Origin of the sequence: Aequorivita vitellina (assembly GCF_022008365.1) — a bacterium.
GTDB classification, from domain to species: domain Bacteria; phylum Bacteroidota; class Bacteroidia; order Flavobacteriales; family Flavobacteriaceae; genus Aequorivita; species Aequorivita vitellina.
This window is the reverse complement of record NZ_JAIRBA010000004.1, coordinates 102,733-122,936: the sequence shown is the minus strand read 5'-3', so window position 1 is coordinate 122,936 and position 20,204 is coordinate 102,733. Positions and strand designations below refer to the sequence as shown.

The following is a 20,204-nucleotide window of genomic DNA, read 5'->3' as shown; positions in this document are numbered from 1 at the left end:
ACTTTTAATTTGGTTCGGTATAATAAATTTGAAGTTTTAATCGCTTTTCTTGGTTTGGCGATGCATTTCCGTGGAGAATGGTTCCTTCTGGAGAAACAACTGTACTTGAAGGAATTTCAGAAATACTTGGTTCCATTGGGTTCAGTAGTTTTTGAGTGGTGCGGGTAAGCACGTTTTGTGAAACCACAATTCCTAAAGGCACATTTGTACTGTCATTATTTATTAAATTGCTAATGTGCTTCGTGATTTTTAACTTATAATATTCGCCATTGCCATCGCTTCCTCTCTGCAACTTGCCGTAATGATTTGTAATTGCATCAATAGGTTCTAAACCATCTGTTGGGTCTTGATTGTAATCTGCCAAAACATTGCTGTTTTTTAAATCGTAAATTACAATTCTTTCGGGTTCTGTAGCGCCGCCAACCATTAAATCTTGATTTACATATAATATTAGATTCGCTTCGTTAATGAGCCATTTTTTATCGCGAAGTGTTTCAAGTTGATCTGCCACTCCATTGTTGTCATTATCTTTTCCGAAGAGTTCTATAACCGAAATTATACCATCGCCACCACGCAAATATAGGTTTTCGTTTCCGGTTTCAATATTTGGATTTTCTACTGCAGTTTCTATTTGAGATGGAAGTTGATTTGTGAATGTGTTTACACTTATACCTCCATTAAAATTTAATTTAAAAGTGCCGTTTTCGCGCTCATCATCATCATTTTTAAAGTTGTAATAAATCGTGACAAAAGCTTTGGAAGCATCAAAAATAAAAAGACTTCCATTATCTGTAGTTGAATTTACATCAAAATATAGACCTCTTAAAAAGTTTTTAAAGTTGTTGCTGTTGCGCAATTCGGGAGTTCCTTCCATATCAATTATATTGGTTTGGAAGAAAGTGGAGTCTAATTTTACGCGTAATCCGGGTGGGATTTTAATTTCGTTTTCTTCACCTTCATTAAAAAGATAGCCGTTTTTTGTGGGAATAAAATCGGTTACTGTAGCAAGCTCTTCGCCTTTGTAGTCTTCAAAAAGTGGGCCTTGATTTGAATAATAATTTTGAAATTCCTCAAAACCAAAATCTGGATCGTATTCTCTTAGAAAATACTTTGATTGATATATTGAAAGGTTTATTGGTGTGGTCCCGTATATTGAATCGAGTTCGTAAGTGGTAACACTGTCCACCGTAGTTTCGGTACTATAATAGGGCAAATAAACAAATACACTATCTACAACAGCACTGTCTCCAAATTTAGGATCGTTACTTTCCAGTGTAAGCTGGCTCAATAAATCTACTGTAGATTTGCCGTAAACAGGGTCGTTGTAAACACCAAATTGATAGGAAGGTAATCTATTGCTCTGCACGGGCCCCATTTTTCTGCTGTATGATATAACGGTTTGTGAGTCGTCTAGAATTCCATTCGGAATTTCTGTTCCTAATAATTCAGAACCAATAAGAGAGGTTTCTTTCTGGCAGGAAGAAAACGCAATAATTATAAAAAAAATAGCGCCAACGATTGGCAACAAGTTATTGATTTTCATTTGCATACAATGTTTATTTTTTTGAAAATAGGTTGTGCCTAAGTTGTTTAAATTGGTTGTTGTGTAAAGTAACGGGGAAGAATATCCATTAGTGCTTTAAAAAGGTTTGTGCGTTAAAATATTTCCGAGACATTTTAACCAAAATCATAATCGAAATTTATTCTAATACTTTCGAGCTGTAAAAATCTAAATATGCTTGCGAAAAATTTTCCATATTATTATACTTTAACACTGGTTTGTCCATAGTGTTAATAAAATCATCAAGTTCTGTTGGAATATCTTCAGAAGCGATAATGACAGCGTCTGAATTTTTAATTGCAATCTTCATTAGGTTAATATAACTCGGGTCTTCAAGTTCTGTTATTGCATCGTCATCAATAGCGTCGTACCTAACTTTTTCAATAGTATTTTTAGCTAACGAACCTTCAAAACCGGTATTGTACACAGAGGTAACAATTTTACTGTTTTCAAACAACGGTTCGTTTCCGTAATAATTGCGAAGGTACAATGGCAAAAAAGCAGCCAACCAACCGTGAACGTGAATTATATCTGGCGCCCAATTTAATTTTTTAACTGTTTCAATAACACCTTTGGCGAAGAAAATTGCGCGTTCGTCGTTGTCTTTATAAAAGTTGCCTTCCTCATCGGCATAGGTAGCTTTTCTTTTAAAATAATCTTCATTGTCAATAAAATATACCTGAATGCGCTCTTTTGGGATTGACGCTACTTTAATTATTAAGGGCATATCTAGGTCGTTAATCACCAAATTCATGCCCGAAAGTCGAATTACTTCGTGCAATTGGTGCCTTCTTTCGTTAATATTGCCATAGCGGGGCATAAAGATTCTAATCTGTCCGCCATTATTGTTAATCATTCTGGGAGCTTCAAACGACATTGAAGAAATCTCGGTCTCGGGAAGATAGGGTATTACCTCTGAAGACACATACAAGACTCTTTTATCTTTCATCTATTAGATTTTTAAAAGTTATTTGCAATTTGCCTCAATAGCATCGAGGCATTTAAAAACACGCAAAATTACGAAAATTTATGTAGATTGTCTTTAATATATTAATTTTGCCCGCTCTTAAACCAATTTTATGGTAATACATACCCAGAAAGAAACCTTGGTGCAAGCCTTGTCTTCAATAAAAAAAAATGACAAAATAGGCTTTGTGCCAACAATGGGCGCATTACACAACGGGCATATGTCTTTGGTTAATAAGGCTTTAGAAGAAAACAGCCTTGTGGTTGTTAGCATTTTTGTAAACCCAACTCAGTTTAATAATCAGGCCGATCTTAAAAAATATCCACGTACGCCTGACGATGATATTTCGTTATTAAAAAGTGTAAAAGGTGAAATAATTGTGTATTTCCCAGAGATTTCAGATTTATATGAAGATGCTATAACTGCAAAAAAATATAATTTCGGCAATCTTGAAAACGAAATGGAAGGCAAACACAGAAAAGGACATTTTGACGGAGTTGGTACAGTTGTTAGCAAGCTTTTAAAAATTGTAAAGCCAGATACTGCCTATTTTGGCGAAAAGGATTTCCAGCAATTACAGATTGTAAAAAAATTGGTAACTATTGAAGAGCTTCCCGTAAAAATAGTGGGATGCCCAATTTTAAGAGAAGAAAACGGACTTGCAATGAGTTCGCGTAACAAACGACTAAGCGAAACACAATTTGACGAAGCCGCAGTTATTTATAAAATATTAAAAGAAGTGCAACAAAAGTTTGCGTCAACATCAATAACAGATTTAAATGCTATGGTTGCGGAACGATTTTTGCAAAACCCAAATTTAAAATTAGAATATTTTGAAATCGCCGACGAAGAAACACTTAAAACCGCAACACACAAAAATTCTAAATCAAAATACAGGGCTTTTGTGGCAGTGTTTGCGGGCAAAGTTAGGCTGATAGACAATATCTCATTAAATTAATATCTTTGCACCATGCAAATACACGTAGTAAAATCTAAAATCCATAGAGTAAAAGTTACTGGCGCCGATTTAAATTATATTGGCAGCATTACTATTGACGAAGATTTAATGGACGCTGCCAACATTATTGAAGGCGAAAAAGTTCAAATAGTTAATAATAACAATGGCGAAAGACTAGAGACATACGCCATTCCCGGCCCACGAAATAGTGGCGAAATCACACTAAACGGTGCCGCAGCAAGACGCGTAGCGCCAGGCGATGTGCTTATACTTATTACTTACGCAATTATGGAAATTGAAGAAGCAAAAGTTTTTAAACCCGCTTTGGTTTTTCCGAACGAAGAAACAAACTTACTTCGCTAATTTGAGCCGCTCCCTTTCAAAGTTTTTACAGATAACCGTTCCGCTAGGTTTGGGGGTTTTTCTTATTTGGTATATTTATCAATCTTTCACGCCACAACAACTTGCCGAAACACAAAAATATTTTACAGATGCTAATTATGGCTTTGTGTTGCTATCGGTAGCGCTCAGTGTTTTAAGTCATATTTCGCGTTCTTACCGATGGAGTTTTATGTTAGAACCATTGGGGTACCGCACTAAAATAGCCAATAATTTTATGGCTGTTTCGGTAGCTTATTTAATGAACATTTTTATTCCGAAAAGTGGCGAATTTTCGAGGGGTATAATTTTAGATAAATACGAAGGCGTACCATTTCAAAAGGGATTTGGAACCATTATTTCTGAAAGAATCGTAGATTTAATATTTCTGCTTTTATTTACTGCTTTGGCCTTGACAATTAAATTTGATGTGCTTTATGATTTTGTGGTAGGTAGCATACCCTCTTCACTTTTATACATTGTTATTTTCGGAATTATTTTTGGCGCGATAAGTATTCCGCTGTACGTTAAATTTTCAAAATCGAATATTAACAGAAAGTTGAAAAACTTTGTAATAGGCCTAAAAGACGGCGTTTTTAGTATTCTGAAAATGCGCAAAAAGGGTGCTTTTTTATTGCATTCTTTCATAATTTGGGGATTGTACTTACTTTCTTTTTATACAGCAATGCATGCTTTGCCCGAAACTGCCCACATTCAATTAGACACTATTATTATTGCGTTTGTGGTAGGTAGTTTTACTTTCGCATTTACAAATAGTGGTTTTGGCACCTATCCGGCTGCCATCGCTGGTGTTTTGGCCATTTTTGGGGTGGCCACAACTGTGGGTGTTGCGGTGGGTTGGATTGTTTGGATTTCCAATATTAGCTCAATCGTTTTCTTCGGGGTGATTTCGCTGGTAATGCTTCCTATTTATAATCGAAAACGACTTAAATTATAATCTTTTTGAAATAATATTTTCACTTCAGAAATTTTACAATTTCAAAATTTCATACCTTTCCTCGAAATTCAAAAAAAATTAGAGCGATGAAAAATATTTTTTTATTGGTGGTAGGAGTACTGTTCTGTAATGTTTCATTTTCACAAATTATTTACGAAGAATTCAACTCTACCAGACTCGACCAATCACGAAGATTGAAGATTCAACTTCCTCGAAATTACGATACGAACGTAGATAAAAAATATCCTATTGTACTGGTGCTAGATGCAGATTATCTATTTGAGCCAGTGGCAGGAAATGTAGATTATTTCAGTTATTGGGAAGACATGCCAGAATCTATAGTTGTGGGCGTTATGCAGGGCGATTCGCGTTATTTTGATTGTGCTTACGACGACCAAACATTTTTTCCGGACGATAAGGGGTCACGTTTTTTCGAATTTATTGGGTTGGAATTAATTCCGTATATCGACAAAAAATACCGCACAGCTAAATTTATTATTGGTGTTGGACACGATTTTACGGCTAATTTTTTAAACTATTACCTCTTTAAAGATCCACCGTTACTAAATGGTTATATAAATTTAAGTCCAGATTTGGCACCTATGATGGAGCAGCGACTGGTAGAACGCATTCCGCAAGTACAACAAAAAATATTTTACTATTTGGCCACAGGAACCGACGATATTAAAGGTTTGATGGAATCGGCAGAAGAATTGAACAAAAACTTGAGCCCTTTAAAGAGCAATTCATTTAGTTACTATTACGATAATTTTGAAGGTGCAACACATTATTCATTAGGTGGACGAGGCATTCCAAATGCACTTGAAAAAATATTTTCGGTCTATAGGCCCATCAGCAAAAAGGAATATTCTGAAGTTTTATTAAAATTAAAAACTCCGGTTAGCCAATATCTTTTAGACAAATACAAGGTTATTGAAGATCTTTTTGGAATAACTAACAACATTCGGGTTAACGATTTTATTGCCACGGCTACAGCTTCAGAAAAATTAAAACAGTGGGAATCATTACGCGAAATAGCCACTTTAGCCAAAAAACAATACTCAGAAACCGTACTTGGCGATTACTACCTTGGCCGTTATTACGAAGAGACTGGCGAACCAAAAAAAGCGATGAAAATATTTCAGGGAGCTTTTGATAAACAAGAAGTAGATTTTATTACAATAGATATACTACTAGACCGAGCAGATAAAATAAAACGCGATTTTGGCTATTAAATTAAAGTTCTTTTATAATAAACCTATGTTCATACGCCCAAGTATTGAGCGCATTTGAAACTGTATTATCAATATCTAATTTCATTATAATATTGCTTCTGTGTTTTTCTACGGTGCGCACAGAAATAAATAACTTTTCGGCAATTTCGCTACTGCTTAATTGTTGCGACACCAGTTTTAAAATTATTTTTTCTGATGAAGTTAAATTCTTCATTCTTCGTAAATCTTCTGAAACAATTTCCAGTGAGGTCGCTTCAAAGGAGCGGCTAAAGTACGTTTCATTTTTTAACACACGTTGAAAGCACATTTCGACCTCTGAAAAAGAATCTTCTTTTAATAAATACCCACTAATTTGAAGTGCCCGGGCTTGCGATATATATTCGGTTTCCTTATGAAAGGAAAGAACAATAAACTTGGTTGCTACTTCTTTTTGCTTCGCCATTTTAATTACGTCGAAGCCGGTTAAAATTGGCATGTCAATATCCAACAATGCGAGGGTGGGATTATGGACTAAAATCTTTTCTAAAGCTTGCATCCCGTCTGTAGCTTGACCTACAACATTATAATTATTGTCTAAAAGTTCGTCGTAGAGTCCTTTTAAAATCATAGGGTGGTCATCTGCGATAACAATGGAGATATTACTTTTTTCAATCATTTATAGTGGAATTGTTAGGGTTATTTGTGTGCCTTTATTTATTTGGCTTTTAATTTCAATCTTTGAATTTAAAATCTTTGCGCGTTCCCTTAATGTTTTCATTCCTAAACTTACATTGGTTTTTACCTTTTCGGCAATTTCAAAACCCTTGCCGTTGTCGGCAATTATTGTTTCAATGGTATTATTTCTTTTTTCAATAGTTACGGAACCAGCTTTTGCTTCGGCATGTTTAACCATGTTATTGAGCACTTCTTGAATTATCCTGTACAAATGTAAGGAGGCTTCTTTGCTTATTAAATTGTCTATATCTTCAATTTGATGGGTGAAAAAAATATTTGTATTTGCATCTACTTCATTAATCATATTTTTAATAGCAGCGGTTGGTCCTAAACGCTCTAATGTGGAAGGATGAAGACCTCTAGATATCGCGCGCAATTCGTCTAAAGTATTTGTAGCTAAAACCTCCATTTCTTTGTTTTCAATATTTTTAGTTTTCTTGGTAAGAAGCATGAGTTTTTGCCCAACACTGTCGTGAAGCTCTCGGGCAACTCTGGTGCGTTCTTGCTCCTGGGCTTTGATTAAATTGTGTGTGTAAATTTCGTTTCGTTTGCGTTCTATTTTACTGCGGTAATAGAAAAAAGTGAATACCCCTACCGTAATAAGAGAGACGATAGTAACCCAAAAAAACCAGGTCTTCCAGAATGGAACCTTAATTGTAAATGAATATTGATATGGCTGAGGTTGCCAAACACCATCGCCGTTGTTTGCTGTAAATTCAAAAGTGTAATTGCCTGGAGGTAAGTACGAGAAAACTACGTTCGGGTTTGTTGTTGAATCAGACCAATTGTTTTCATCACGAAGTCCTTTCATTCGGTATTTATACTTCGTTTTTTCGGGATTGGTGAATGTAATGGCTTCCATTGAAAAACTTAAATAGTTTTTTTGGTATGGTAAAACAACGCCATTTTCTGTTCGGTAGATACTATCGTTAAACGGTTCTGAAAATAAGTGAATTTCCGCTAGATTTAACTTTGGGGGCTTTTTATTGGGTATAAAATTGTTTTCATTAAAGGCTATTATTCCATTTAACGACGAAGCCAAAACTGTTTTGTTCTGTGTAATAAGAAGTGAATTATAATCTATGTCGTTTTCTAAAAAATGCGGTGTAGTGTTGTAATATTTCGCTATTATGGTATCTTTTTTTAATAAAGATTCCAGATTTACTTTAACTAATAACGCTCTGCCTGCCAACCATAAATCGTTTCCATCTATTTCTAAGGCGCGAAAATATTTTAAACCAGCGAAACGACTCAAGCTAAAGGTTTGTATTTTAAAATGGTTATTTTCAAGGCGTATGTAGTATAGATTTTTTTCACTGCCGGCGATAATTTCGTTGGCTCCAATTGAGGCAATGCTTCTAAAATCGCTATGCTCTTTGGGGTCTAAGCCCGGAATTATATCTAATTTATTATTCTTAATTTGGTACAATCCACTTATTTTACAAAGCAAATAGCGATCGCCAATAGCTTCAATGCCAATCGATTTTTTAGATTTTATGTAAAAAATAGAATCTTTTGAAAGAACTTTTATTCTGTCTGTTTCAAATAGAAGGGTGTTGTTGCGGTCTTTATAAATTAAATTGTAGTCGCCTTCATCAACGAGATTTGAACTTGATTTACTCGCAGCATGTTCATAAACTGCATTGCCTGTGTTATACAATAGGTTGTCTTCTGCAGTGACAAATAGATTTTTTATTGAGCCATTTTTGGTTATTTGGCGAATGTTTTTTTTCTCGTCAATAATAGCAACACCATTATTCGTAGCGATAACTATTTCTCCTTTCCATTCCACTATGTCGTTAACCGCTATTACACCTTGACTGTCATCATAAATTTTATAGGCGGTGTCTCTAAACCGAATAATCCCTTCGCCATAAGAGGTCATCCAGTGGTTGCCTTCAGAATCTTTAATGGTTTGGTAAATATATTTAGAAGGCAGACCCTGTGCTTCATTTATTATTTTTAAATGGCCTGTTTTTTTATTAAAAATACCAAAACCATTCCCCTCAAAACTTAAAAACAATTCATTTTCATTTTCTTCTAAAATTCCATAAATGCGGTTTTTGTCAAAATCTTCAGGATTGAATTTGTATATAAAAAGTTGGCCATCTGTTATTTTATAGAGTTCGCCATAAGCGCCTACCCAAACATTTTTAGCACGATCTACTAATACCGAATAACAAATATTATTAATGCCGTGCTTTTCGCTAAAAACATTTTCAATTTTTAACGGATTTAAAGTGAGTTTATAAATACCGTGGTCTGTGGAAGCTAGATAAATAGTATTTGTATCAAACCACGCAGCTTTTTGTATTCCCGAAAATTTATTTCCTGCACTGTTTTTGAACAAAAGCTCCAATTTGCCATTTTTATAACTGGCAAATCCTTCTATAAAAAAAATATAAATAGTGCCGTCTGCCGCTTCAAGTATAGCAGTTGCCGCACCAAGTTCATTAAAATCTATACCCTTTGGATTAGTAATTTTACCAGCATCAATTATGCTCACACCTTTATCTAAGGTGCCTGCCCAAATACGACCTTTTGAATCTTCAAAAAGACTAAAAATAATATTTGAGGCGAGCCCGTCTTCGGTAGCGTAATTTTTAAAAGTGGTTCCGCTAAAGCTACTTAATCCAGCGGTGGTACTTATCCAAATTCGGTCGTCTTTAGCTTGTAGAATTGCAAAAGTCTCATTGTTTATAAGGCCTTCCTCTATTTTGTATTTTTTAAATTGATATCGCTGAGCGGTTGCATGCATTGAGCAAACACACACAAATAATAATGTGAGGAATAAGCGTATCATTTAGCGAAGTTTCTACCGTAAATATATTTAATTTAGCCGAACTATTATGGCTAAAACTAAAACAACATTTTTCTGTCAAAACTGTGGCGCCCAATATGCTAAGTGGCAAGGGCAGTGCAACGCCTGTAAAGAATGGAATACCATTGCCGAAGAGGTAATTCAAAAAGCCGAAAAGGTGAGTTGGAAAACCCATGATTCGCCGTTAACCGAACGCAGCCGAACCGCAAAACCACAACGTATTTCTGAAATTTCTACCCAAGCCGAAGCACGGCTCAATACAAAGAACAACGAACTAAACAGGGTTTTGGGCGGCGGATTAGTTCCGGGCTCGTTAACACTTTTAGGCGGAGAACCAGGCATCGGGAAAAGTACGTTAATGCTCCAGATTGCACTTCAGCTGCCTTATAAAACGCTTTACGTTTCGGGTGAAGAAAGTGCGCAACAAATTAAAATGCGGGCCGAACGTATTCAGCCTATTGCTGAAAATTGCTACATTTTAACCGAAACCAAAACACAGAACATTTTTAGAAATATTGCGGAAATTGAACCAGATATTGTGGTGATAGATTCCATCCAAACGCTACACACAGACTATATTGAAAGCACTGCAGGAAGCATTTCGCAAATTCGTGAAACTACCGCCGAACTTATAAAATTTGCAAAGGAAACCGCAACTCCAGTAATTTTAATTGGTCACATTACCAAAGATGGAAACATCGCAGGGCCAAAAATTTTAGAGCATATGGTAGATACGGTTTTACAGTTTGAAGGCGACCGAAACCATATTTACAGAATTCTGCGCGCCAATAAAAACCGCTTTGGAAGCACCAACGAATTAGGTATCTACGAAATGCAGGGCAGGGGTTTACGCGAAGTTTCAAATCCTTCTGAAATATTAATTTCTAAAAATGACGAAGATTTAAGCGGCACCGCAATTTCGGCAACTTTAGAAGGTATGCGTCCGTTGATGATTGAAATTCAAGCTTTGGTAAGTAGCGCAGTTTATGGCACACCGCAACGAAGCGCCACGGGTTACAACGCAAAACGATTAAATATGATTCTTGCCGTTTTAGAAAAACGCGCAGGTTTTAAACTAGGGGCAAAAGATGTTTTTTTAAACGTCACTGGTGGAATAACCGTTGACGACCCCGCAATAGATTTGGCTGTAGTTGCCGCGGTGCTTTCTTCTAATATAGACATTGCCATAGACAAACGCCTCTGTTTTGCCGCTGAGGTTGGTCTGGCAGGCGAAGTACGTCCCGTAACCCGGGTGGAACAACGCATTTTAGAAGCCGAAAAACTTGGTTTTACCTCCATCGTTATTTCAAAATACTGTAAAATTCCAAAGAATAATTTTCACATAAATATTATAAAGGTGGCTAAAGTGCACGATGTAGTACATCATCTTTTTGGATAACTATCATATTTACTTTAAAATTCATTAAATCTTTGTACCTATATTTTTACCGGCGAATTAACTTTTCTTTAGCCGTGATAAAAATTGCTTAATAGTATCTTTAGAAATCATTTCTGAAAAATATACTATGTCTATCTTCTCAAAAATAAAACAGACCATTCATTTAATGAAAGAAATTGATCTTGATGCGCTCGGAAAACTTTCGCAAAAAGTAGATCTTTCTGAAATTATGAAAACCGTGGGTGAACTTGACGATCGCCAACTTGCAGGTTTAATGCGAATGTTAAAACACAAAGGCGGCAAAAAGGGGCAACACAAACTTCCGCCTATCGATGGCGATTTTTACGATTTAGCCTTAAAACTCACTCCCCAACAACGCGAGCTTCAAATAAAAGTCCGTAATTTTATGGAAGACGAAATAAAGCCGATAGCCAATGAATACTGGAATAAGGCTGAATTTCCGTTTCAAATTATTCCGAAAATGGCAGAATTAAATATCTGCGGACTTACATACGAAGGTTACGGAACACCAAATGAAAACTACGTAATGGAAGGAATTATCGCGATGGAATTGGCCCGGGTAGATGTTTCCATTTCTACATTTTTTGGCGTGCACAGCGGCTTGGCAATGGGTTCAATTTATATCTGTGGAAGTGATGAACAGAAACAGGAATGGCTGCCTAAAATGGCTAGAATGGAGCTTATTGGCGCCTTTGGTTTGACCGAGCCCGATGTAGGTTCGGCAGTTGCAGGCGGTCTGGGAACTACTTGCAGACAGGAAGGTGATGAGTGGGTTTTAAACGGACAAAAAAAATGGATTGGAAATGCCACTTTCGCCGATGTAATTATTATTTGGGCGCGCGATGAAGCTTCCGATCAAGTGAAAGGTTTTTTAGTGCGAAAAGGAAACCCAGGGTTTAAAGCCGAAAAAATGCAAAACAAAATGGCACTCCGAACCGTGCAAAACGCACTAATAACAATGACAGATTGCCGCATTCCCGAAAGTGATAGACTTCAAAAATGCGACTCGTTTAAAGACACTGCCAAAGTATTGCGAATGACTCGTGCTGGCGTAGCTTGGCAGGCCGTGGGTTGTGCCCGCGGTGCTTACGAAGCTGCTTTAAAATACACCAAAAAGCGCGAGCAATTTGGAAAACCGATAGCTTCTTTTCAATTGGTGCAAAATCATTTGGTTGAAATGGTTTCAAATCTTACTGCAATGCAAACTTTGTGCTTTCGACTTTCGGAACTGCAGGATGAAGGTTTGTTGACCGATGAGCACGCATCGCTCGCAAAAGTTCTCTGCAGTATGCGAACCCGAGATGTAGTAAGCCAAGCCCGCGAAGTTATGGGCGGCAACGGAATACTTTTAGAATACGACGTGGCTCGTTTTGTGGCAGATGCCGAAGCAATTTACAGTTACGAAGGCACCAAAGAAATAAACTCACTGATTGTGGGCCGCGCAATTACGGGCTATAGTGCGTTTGTGTAAAGAAGCCGCCTTTGTAGGTTTGGAGGCTTAAGGCGCTGGATTCGGAATTTGATTGTGCACCACATTAATCTCCTTTAAAATTTCTTTTGAAAGAGAAATGTCGATGCTTTCAATATTTTCTGAAAGTTGCTCGATGGAAGTGGCGCCAATTATTGGCGTAGTCACAAATTTCTTTTGAAGTATAAAAGCCAAAGCCAAATGCGCAAAACTTAGATTGTACTTTTTGGCAATTTCGTGATATTTTTCAGTTGCTTCAAAAGCGGTTTTGCTGCTGTAACGACTGTATTGTTTAAACTGATTTATTCGGGAATTGGCATCTGCCGTTCCATTCAAATATTTTCCGGTGAGCATTCCAAATCCTAAAGGTGAATAGGCTAAATACCCAATATTTTCGCGCTGAAGAATTTCACTCAAACCAATTTCATCCTTCCTGTTCAATAAATTATACGGGTTTTGGACGGTTGCAATTTTCAGCTTTCCTTTTCGCGATTCTTCCACACAACGCATCACGCCAAAAGGGGTTTCGTTTGAAAGTCCAACGTGGCGAATCTTTCCTTCTTTTACTAATTCTTCTAAATGTTGAAGTACTTCAGCAAAATTATCCTTCCAATTTTCGTTTTCTTTGTGGGTATAATCGCGCTGCCCGAAGTAATTGGTGCTTCGCTCCGGCCAATGCAGTTGGTACAAATCTATATAATCCGTTTGTAGGCGTTTTAAACTTTTATTGATTCCATCTTCCAACGATTTTTTACTGAAATCTAATGGCTGCCGAACGTGATCCATATTTCGGCTCGGCCCCGCAATTTTGGTAGTTAAAATTATATCTTCTCTATTTTTCTTTCTGGCTAACCAACTCCCAATATAAGTTTCCGTTCTTCCCTGCGTTTTCGGGTTTGCGGGAACGGGATACATTTCGGCACAATCAATAAAATTGATTCCTTTTTCAATAGCAAAATCCAGCTGTTCGTGGGCTTCGGTCTCCGTATTCTGCTGGCCCCAAGTCATCGTGCCAAGACAGAGTTTGCTTGTTTTTAGATTGGTATTGGGGAGGGTGGTGTATTTCATAGCATTTCCCGCGGAGGCGAGAATTTTTTTATAAATGTTTAAAACTTATTTTCTTTATTTCTATTAATGAGATTCTCACCTTTGTGGGAATTCGAGTTCTACCAAAAGCGGACAGTGGTCACTGTGCATTGCATCGGGTAAAATAACGGCACGCTTCAAGTTATCTTTCAAAGTTTCTGAAACCAAATTGTAATCTATGCGCCAGCCTTTGTTATTATTTCTTGCGTTAGCGCGATAACTCCACCACGTATAATTATGCGGTTCTTTGTTAAAATAACGGAAACTGTCAATAAAACCACTTTTCATAAAACCATCGAGCCACTCTCTTTCGACGGGTAAAAACCCTGAAACGTTTTTATTGCGAACGGGATCGTGAATATCAATAGCTTGATGGCAAATATTGTAATCGCCGCAGATTATCAAATTTGGAATTTCTTTTTTCAACGCATCGATATACTTTTGAAAATCGGCCATAAACGTAAACTTGTGTTCCAATCGCGCAATGTTTGTGCCGCTGGGTAAATACAGACTCATTACAGAAACATCGTCAAAATCTACACGAATATTTCTACCTTCAAAATCCATGTGTTCAATGCCAATTCCGTATTCAACGTGATTCGGTTTTATTTTTGAAAAGATTGCCACGCCGCTATACCCTTTTTTTGTGGCACTAAACCAATAATGGTACGGGTAACCGGCTTCTTCAATTGCTTCAACTTCTACCTGATCTACATTTGCTTTTGTTTCTTGAATGCAGATAACATCTGGGTTTGCCGCTTGCAGCCAATTAAGAAAGCCTTTGCGCATAGCAGCGCGAATTCCGTTTACGTTGTATGAGATTATTTTCATATCAATCCCTCGCGAAGGCAGGGGTCTCTTTTAGGTTTAATTTTTTTGTAGCGGCAATATAAAAATCTAAAATTCGATAACCAACTTGTTCCGTATTTCTTTATCGGTTTGTCTATTTTTGATGAGATTCCCGCCGAAGTTAATTCGGAGCGATTTCTATAAGGTGGGAATGCAAAATAAAAACCCAAGTGTTTAGTTTAATAGTTGATGAAGTTATTCCTGTATCTTTTCTTCTTTTTATTTGCAGCCGTTGGCTATGCGCAGGATATTACACTCCATGCGGGGGGCACGGCTTCAAATTATAAAGAGAAGAAGGTTGCTTTAAGAGACACCGTGGTTTTGGATAGCGCGGGTATTAATCCGAAACGGTTTGTAATTCTCGATAAAGATGGTAATTCGCCGAATCCTTTCAGCTATCGGATAGACTTCAAAAAAGGAACTATTATTTTTTCCGAAGAACTCCAGCAACAGCAAGATTCGCTGACAATTCAATATTTACAGTATCCCGATTTTTTAACGCGAGATTATTTCACGCTCGATTCAAAGATTATTATTGAAAATACTGGACAAATAGACAAATTGTATTCGCTGGACGAAAGTACAACGAAAAATGTTTTTACGCCTTTTGACGGATTAAATACTTCGGGAAGTATTACGCGTGGCATCACCATTGGCAACAATCAAAACGCCGTTGTAAATAGCGAGCTCGACCTTCAAATTACTGGGAAACTGAGTGATAAAGTTTCAATTAGAGCATCCATTCAAGATGCTAATATTCCCACGCAGGAAGGTGGCTATTCGCAAAGTTTGAATGAATTTGACCAGATTTTCATCGAGCTTTTTGGTGAAAACTGGAACATCCGTGCTGGCGATATCGATCTTCAAAACAACAACACTTACTTCGGAAGATTCACCAAAAAAGTGCAGGGAATTTCTCTTGGCGGCACTTTTAATAATGACGACGGTTCAAAAATTTCGGCTTATGCCTCGGGTGCCTTGGTGCGCGGCGTTTTTTCAAAAAGTGAATTTATTGGGCAGGAAGGAAACCAAGGGCCGTACAAATTGGTAGGACCCAATGGCGAACTTTATATTTTAGTGGTTTCGGGCAGCGAGCGGGTTTTTGTAAACGGACTGCTGCTTCAACGAGGCGAAAACGAAGATTACGTTATAGATTACAACGCTGGCGAAATTAAATTCAACCCCACTTTTCCGATAACCAGCAATATGCGAATTTCGGTGGAATATCAATATACCGACAGAAGCTACACGCGTTTTATAGGTTACGGCGGCGGAAATTATACCAGTGAAAATTTAGATTTGGGCGTGTATGTATATTCTGAAAGTGACGCGAAAAACCAGCCTTTGCAACAAAGTCTTTCGGAAGAGCAAGTGGCTATTTTACAAGCTGCAGGCGACGATCGTGAAATGATGAATGCGCCTTCGGCAGTACCAGATACCTATTCGGAAAATAAAATTCTCTATAAAAAAGAAGTTGTAAATGGCGAAACCATTTTCGTTTTTTCAAGTAATCCCGACGACGAACTTTTTAGCGTGCGATTTTCACTCGTGGGGCCAAATAATGGCGATTATGTAATAAGTGAAACCAATGCCATAAGCCGTATTTTTGAATATGTGGCGCCGGTGAGCGGTGTGCCACAGGGAAATTATGCGCCGGTTATACGGTTAAATGCCCCAATAAAATTACAGGTTGGCGGCTTAAACGGAAGTTTCCATCCTTCCGAAAAAACACGTGTAGATTTTGAAGTTGCAGGCAGTAAAAACGACCTCAACCTTTTTAGTGATATTGACGATAATAACAACGATGGTTTTGCGGGAAGATTGGCTTTTAAACAACGCGTTTTAACAACGGCCGATACGCTGAAAGTTGAAGCCTTTGGCTCGTTAGATTTTGTTCAAAATGATTTTAGAACTATTGAAAGGCTCTATAATATTGAGTTTAACCGCGATTGGAACCTTATCAATCCGATGGGAAACCAAAGTTTTGTTATTTCGGGAGTTGAGGTTGCTGATCCAAAAAGGGGCGGCGGCCGTTATGAATTTCAGAATCTAAATTATTCCGAAAATTTCAACGGTACGCGGCACGTAATTGCTTCAGATTTAAAGCTGAAAAAATTACGCTTTCAAACGTACGGAAGTTATCTAAATAGCAAGGCCGATTCTATTTCGTCTAAATTTTTTAGGTTCAACAACAGAACCACTTATTCTTTAGAAAAAGCTTGGGTGGGAGGCAAAGTTGCTATGGAGGACAATCAAATTAAGGATGTAGTTCGCGATAGCATTTCGCCAATCAGTCAAAAATTTAGTTCGTTTGAAGTGTTTTCGGGCATTGGCGATAGTACTAACGTTTTTGTGGAAGCGGGTTATCAGTTTCGGGTAACCGATAGCGTTCGCAGTAATGTGCTTCAAAAGGTGAATTCATCGAACACTTACTATTTAAAATCGAGACTTATAAATACTGAAAACACACAACTCTCCGCTTTTGCCAATTACAGAACCTTGAAATTTGAACCAAGCTCAGATACTGGATTAGACCCAAATGATACACTGCCGATAACAATTGACGAGCGAGAAACGGAGCGCTCGCTAAATTCCCGAATTCTATATAACCAATCGCTTTTTGATGGCGGCATTCGCTTAAACACAGCTTTGGAATCTAACAACGGAGTGATTGCGCAACAGGAGTTTACCTATGTAAAAACCGAGCCGGGGCAGGGCGTGTATGTGTGGATTGATTACAATAATAACGGAATTCAGGAACTGGAAGAATTTGAAGTTGCACAGTTTCAAGACCAAGCAGAGTACGTGCGGGTATTGCTTCCGAATCAGGTTTTTTTGAAAATTAGACAGAATAAATTCAGTCAAATTCTTACGTTGAATCCACAGAATTGGTCGAATAAGGCAGGGTTTAAAAAGCTGCTTTCACATTTCTACAATCAAACTTCCTATGTTCTGGACCGAAAAGTGAAGCGAAAAAACGATGGTTTCAACATAAATCCGTTTGAAGATGGCGGTGATGATCAATTGGGTTTAACGCTCAATTTTAGGAATGCCTTGTTTTTCAATCGTGGGAAACAGCGGTATACCATCAGTTATACTTTTATTTCTACTTCGGCAGATAATTTGCTGGCCGTGGGGTTGCAGCGGAATAATTTGCATAGTCACCAATTTAATTTCAATCATAAATTTTACGAAAGCTGGTTGCTGAATTTAAAAGGCGCAACGGGTAGTAATGAAAACCTTTCAGAAAGTTTTGCCAATAGAAACTACCGCCTCGATTCGTATGAATTCAACCCTAAAATTTCATACTTGCTCAACCAGCAAACGCGTTTTGATGTGTTTTATGAATTCGCGAATCAGGATAATCAATTGGGCGAATTGGAGAAATTGAAACAACAAACCATCGGATTATCCTTTGCTTACACCAACGCCGAAAAAATTTCAATGAACGGCGAGCTTAATTATATAGACAACAAATTTGAAGGGAGTCCTTTTTCGCCTGTGGCTTACCAAATGTTAGAAGGTTTACAACCGGGAACTAATTTTACGTGGCGCATGCTTTTTCAGAAGCGGATAACGAAATATCTGGATGCTAACTTTTCATATTTTGGAAGAAAAAGCGAAACCACAAAAACGGTGCACACGGGAAGTGTACAATTGCGGGCGTATTTTTAATTTTTGTATCTTCATAAATCATTTAAAAGAGATTTTATGTTAAAAATGATTCTTGTATTCTTTTCAGCTATAATTCTTTCCTGTGGTTCCACGGAAAAGCAAACCCAAAGTGCTACTACTTCTGAAACTACGACGACTACAGAAACTTCAGAAACCGTCGATCCTCAAAAAATGATTGCTGAAGGTTATACGTTAGGCACTATAATTTATTCGGAAAAGGAAGGTGACTGCCCGTACACCATTCAAATGCCAGGCGATAAAATGGAATTTTTCTATTTACACCCTATAAATTTAGAGAAAGTTTATAAAAAAGATGGTTTAAAAGTTTGGGTAAAATTCACCGGCTTGCGACGGATGAATCGTTGCGACAGAGCGACTCCGGCGGAAATAAATGACATAAAAATAGGAGGATAAATTAATGTCCTCCTATTTCAAAATATAGAATTAACGACTTAAAAAAACTATTTGGAAAGCCAGCTTTTGTAAGAGATGGTTTCCTTCATTTTTTCTGAAATTTCTTCAATTTTAATACGTTCCTGCTGCATCGAATCTCTATGGCGAATGGTGACTGTATTGTCTTCAATTGTTTGATGGTCAACAGTTATGCAGAAAGGAGTGCCGGCTGCATCTTGGCGGCGGTAGCGTCTTCCAACGGCATCTTTCTCGTCGTAAACCACGTTGTAATCCCACTGCAAATCTTCAATAATTTTATGTGCGATTTCTGGTAAGCCATCTCTTTTAATTAAAGGAAGAACCGCCGCTTTCACAGGTGCTAAAATTGCGGGAAGTTTTAATACAGTGCGTACGCTACCATCTTCTAAAGTTTCATCTTGAAGGGAATTGCTAAGTACGGCAAGGAACATTCTGTCTAAACCGATAGATGTTTCAACCACATAAGGCACGTAACTTTCGTTTAATTCGTGATCAAAAAACTGTAGTTTTTTTCCAGAGAATTTTTCGTGTGCTTTTAAATCGAAATCAGTTCGGGAATGAATTCCTTCCAATTCTTTAAAACCAAAGGGAAAATCGAATTCAATATCTGTGGCCGCATTTGCGTAATGAGCCATTTTTTCGTGATCGTGGAAACGGTAATTTTCTTCACCCATTCCTAAGGAAAGGTGCCATTTTAAGCGGGTTTCTTTCCAGTACTCGTAATATTTGAGTTCTTCGCCGGGACGTACAAAGAATTGCATTTCCATTTGTTCAAATTCGCGCATCCGGAAGATAAACTGTCGCGCAACTATTTCGTTACGGAACGCTTTGCCGGTCTGTGCTATTCCGAACGGAATTTTCATCCGTCCGCTTTTTTGAACGTTCAAAAAGTTTACAAAAATACCCTGTGCCGTTTCGGGACGCAGGTATAGATCCATTGCACTTTCTGCAGAAGCACCCAATTTAGTTCCAAACATTAAGTTGAATTGTCGCACTTCTGTCCAATTTTTTGAACCGGTGTCAGGGTCGGCGATGCCTAGTTCTTCAATTAAAGCTTTAACGTCTGCCAAGTCTTCATTTTCCAAAGAACGCGCCATTCTTTCCAAAACGGTGCGTTGCTCGGTTAAATATCTTATAACGCGCGGATTTGTGGTTACAAATTCTTCTTCATTAAAACGTTCTCCAAAACGTTTTTTCGCTTTTTCAATTTCCTTTTGTGCTTTTTGATTTAGCTTTTCGGCATAATCTTCAATTAACACATCGGCGCGGTAGCGTTTTTTAGAATCTTTGTTGTCTATCAACGGATCGTTAAAAGCATCGACGTGGCCAGAAGCTTTCCAGGTTGTGGGATGCATTAAAATTGAAGAATCGATTCCTACAATATTTTGGTGCATATACACCATGCTGCGCCACCAGTACTCGCGTATGTTCTTTTTTAACTCTACTCCGTTTTGGGCATAGTCGTAAACAGCGCTTAACCCGTCATAAATTTCGCTTGATGCAAAAATATAACCGTACTCCTTTGCGTGGGAGACTACTTTTTTAAATTGATCATCATTATGTGCCATGGCGCAAAAATAGGAAAAAGCCCTCCAGAACCCAAGTAGTGAATTGAAATTTACAAAAAATAAATAACCCCAAATATCAAAGTTGATTTTTGAGGTTATTTATTTATATAAAGG

The 20,204-nt window shown here is 37.5% G+C and carries 15 protein-coding genes; 8 read left to right on the top strand and 7 right to left on the bottom strand.

Features of this window, described 5'->3' with window-relative positions:
- Positions 1–4: 4 nt before the first annotated feature.
- Positions 5–1,543 carry a DUF4270 domain-containing protein gene (locus K8089_RS03380; protein WP_237601867.1) on the bottom strand — a complete coding sequence of 513 codons (1,539 nt, stop codon included), beginning with the start codon at positions 1,541–1,543 and terminating at the stop codon, positions 5–7.
- Positions 1,544–1,700: 157 nt separating this feature from the next.
- The gene (locus K8089_RS03375) at positions 1,701–2,510 is read right to left on the bottom strand and encodes a glycogen/starch synthase (protein WP_237601866.1); all 810 of its coding nucleotides are present in this window, start codon (positions 2,508–2,510) and stop codon (positions 1,701–1,703) included.
- A 130-nt stretch (positions 2,511–2,640) separates the two neighbouring features.
- Here K8089_RS03375 and panC point away from each other — a divergent pair, with 130 nt between their 5' ends.
- The 4 genes from panC to K8089_RS03355 all read left to right on the top strand — a co-directional run bounded on the left by panC (position 2,641) and on the right by K8089_RS03355 (position 6,057).
- Entirely contained in the window at positions 2,641–3,486 is an 846-nt protein-coding gene (panC, locus tag K8089_RS03370) for a pantoate--beta-alanine ligase (RefSeq protein WP_237601865.1), read from the top strand.
- 12 nt (positions 3,487–3,498) lie between these two features.
- The gene (gene panD / locus K8089_RS03365; RefSeq protein ID WP_237601864.1) at positions 3,499–3,849 is read left to right on the top strand and encodes an aspartate 1-decarboxylase; all 351 of its coding nucleotides are present in this window, start codon (positions 3,499–3,501) and stop codon (positions 3,847–3,849) included.
- Between the two features lies 1 nt (position 3,850).
- A complete protein-coding gene (locus K8089_RS03360; RefSeq protein ID WP_237601863.1) occupies positions 3,851–4,822 on the top strand; it encodes a lysylphosphatidylglycerol synthase transmembrane domain-containing protein in 972 nt (323 codons plus the stop codon).
- An 86-nt stretch (positions 4,823–4,908) separates the two neighbouring features.
- Positions 4,909–6,057, top strand: coding sequence for an alpha/beta hydrolase (locus K8089_RS03355; RefSeq protein ID WP_237601862.1), 1,149 nt, complete (start codon positions 4,909–4,911; stop codon positions 6,055–6,057).
- Position 6,058: 1 nt separating this feature from the next.
- Here K8089_RS03355 and K8089_RS03350 read toward each other — a convergent pair whose 3' ends face one another.
- Together K8089_RS03350 and K8089_RS03345 are read right to left on the bottom strand one after the other, a co-directional pair.
- On the bottom strand, positions 6,059–6,712 hold the full coding sequence (locus K8089_RS03350; protein WP_237601861.1) for a response regulator: 654 nt from the start codon (positions 6,710–6,712) through the stop codon (positions 6,059–6,061).
- Positions 6,713–9,574 carry a sensor histidine kinase gene (locus K8089_RS03345; protein WP_237601860.1) on the bottom strand — a complete coding sequence of 954 codons (2,862 nt, stop codon included), beginning with the start codon at positions 9,572–9,574 and terminating at the stop codon, positions 6,713–6,715.
- A 46-nt stretch (positions 9,575–9,620) separates the two neighbouring features.
- Between K8089_RS03345 and radA the strand changes: the two genes are divergently transcribed.
- On the top strand, positions 9,621–10,991 hold the full coding sequence (gene radA, locus K8089_RS03340; protein ID WP_237601859.1) for a DNA repair protein RadA: 1,371 nt from the start codon (positions 9,621–9,623) through the stop codon (positions 10,989–10,991).
- Positions 10,992–11,118: 127 nt separating this feature from the next.
- Positions 11,119–12,483, top strand: a complete 1,365-nt coding sequence (locus tag K8089_RS03335) for an acyl-CoA dehydrogenase family protein (protein ID WP_237601858.1) — start codon at positions 11,119–11,121, stop codon at positions 12,481–12,483.
- A gap of 27 nt (positions 12,484–12,510) precedes the next feature.
- Here the strand turns inward: K8089_RS03335 and K8089_RS03330 are convergent, their stop codons facing one another.
- Both K8089_RS03330 and K8089_RS03325 read right to left on the bottom strand, forming a co-directional pair.
- The gene (locus K8089_RS03330) at positions 12,511–13,548 is read right to left on the bottom strand and encodes an aldo/keto reductase (RefSeq protein ID WP_237601857.1); all 1,038 of its coding nucleotides are present in this window, start codon (positions 13,546–13,548) and stop codon (positions 12,511–12,513) included.
- A 75-nt stretch (positions 13,549–13,623) separates the two neighbouring features.
- Positions 13,624–14,397, bottom strand: coding sequence for an exodeoxyribonuclease III (locus tag K8089_RS03325; RefSeq protein WP_237601856.1), 774 nt, complete (start codon positions 14,395–14,397; stop codon positions 13,624–13,626).
- 207 nt (positions 14,398–14,604) lie between these two features.
- Between K8089_RS03325 and K8089_RS03320 the strand changes: the two genes are divergently transcribed.
- Both K8089_RS03320 and K8089_RS03315 read left to right on the top strand, forming a co-directional pair.
- Positions 14,605–18,090 carry a hypothetical protein gene (locus K8089_RS03320; protein WP_237601855.1) on the top strand — a complete coding sequence of 1,162 codons (3,486 nt, stop codon included), beginning with the start codon at positions 14,605–14,607 and terminating at the stop codon, positions 18,088–18,090.
- 36 nt (positions 18,091–18,126) lie between these two features.
- Positions 18,127–18,504 (top strand): hypothetical protein, encoded by a 378-nt coding sequence (locus K8089_RS03315; protein ID WP_237601854.1) that lies wholly within the window; start codon positions 18,127–18,129, stop codon positions 18,502–18,504.
- Between the two features lie 47 nt (positions 18,505–18,551).
- Here the strand turns inward: K8089_RS03315 and K8089_RS03310 are convergent, their stop codons facing one another.
- Complete coding sequence (locus K8089_RS03310) at positions 18,552–20,090, bottom strand: glycine--tRNA ligase (protein WP_237601853.1); 1,539 nt, start codon at positions 20,088–20,090, stop codon at positions 18,552–18,554.
- Between the last annotated feature and the right edge of the window lie 114 nt (positions 20,091–20,204).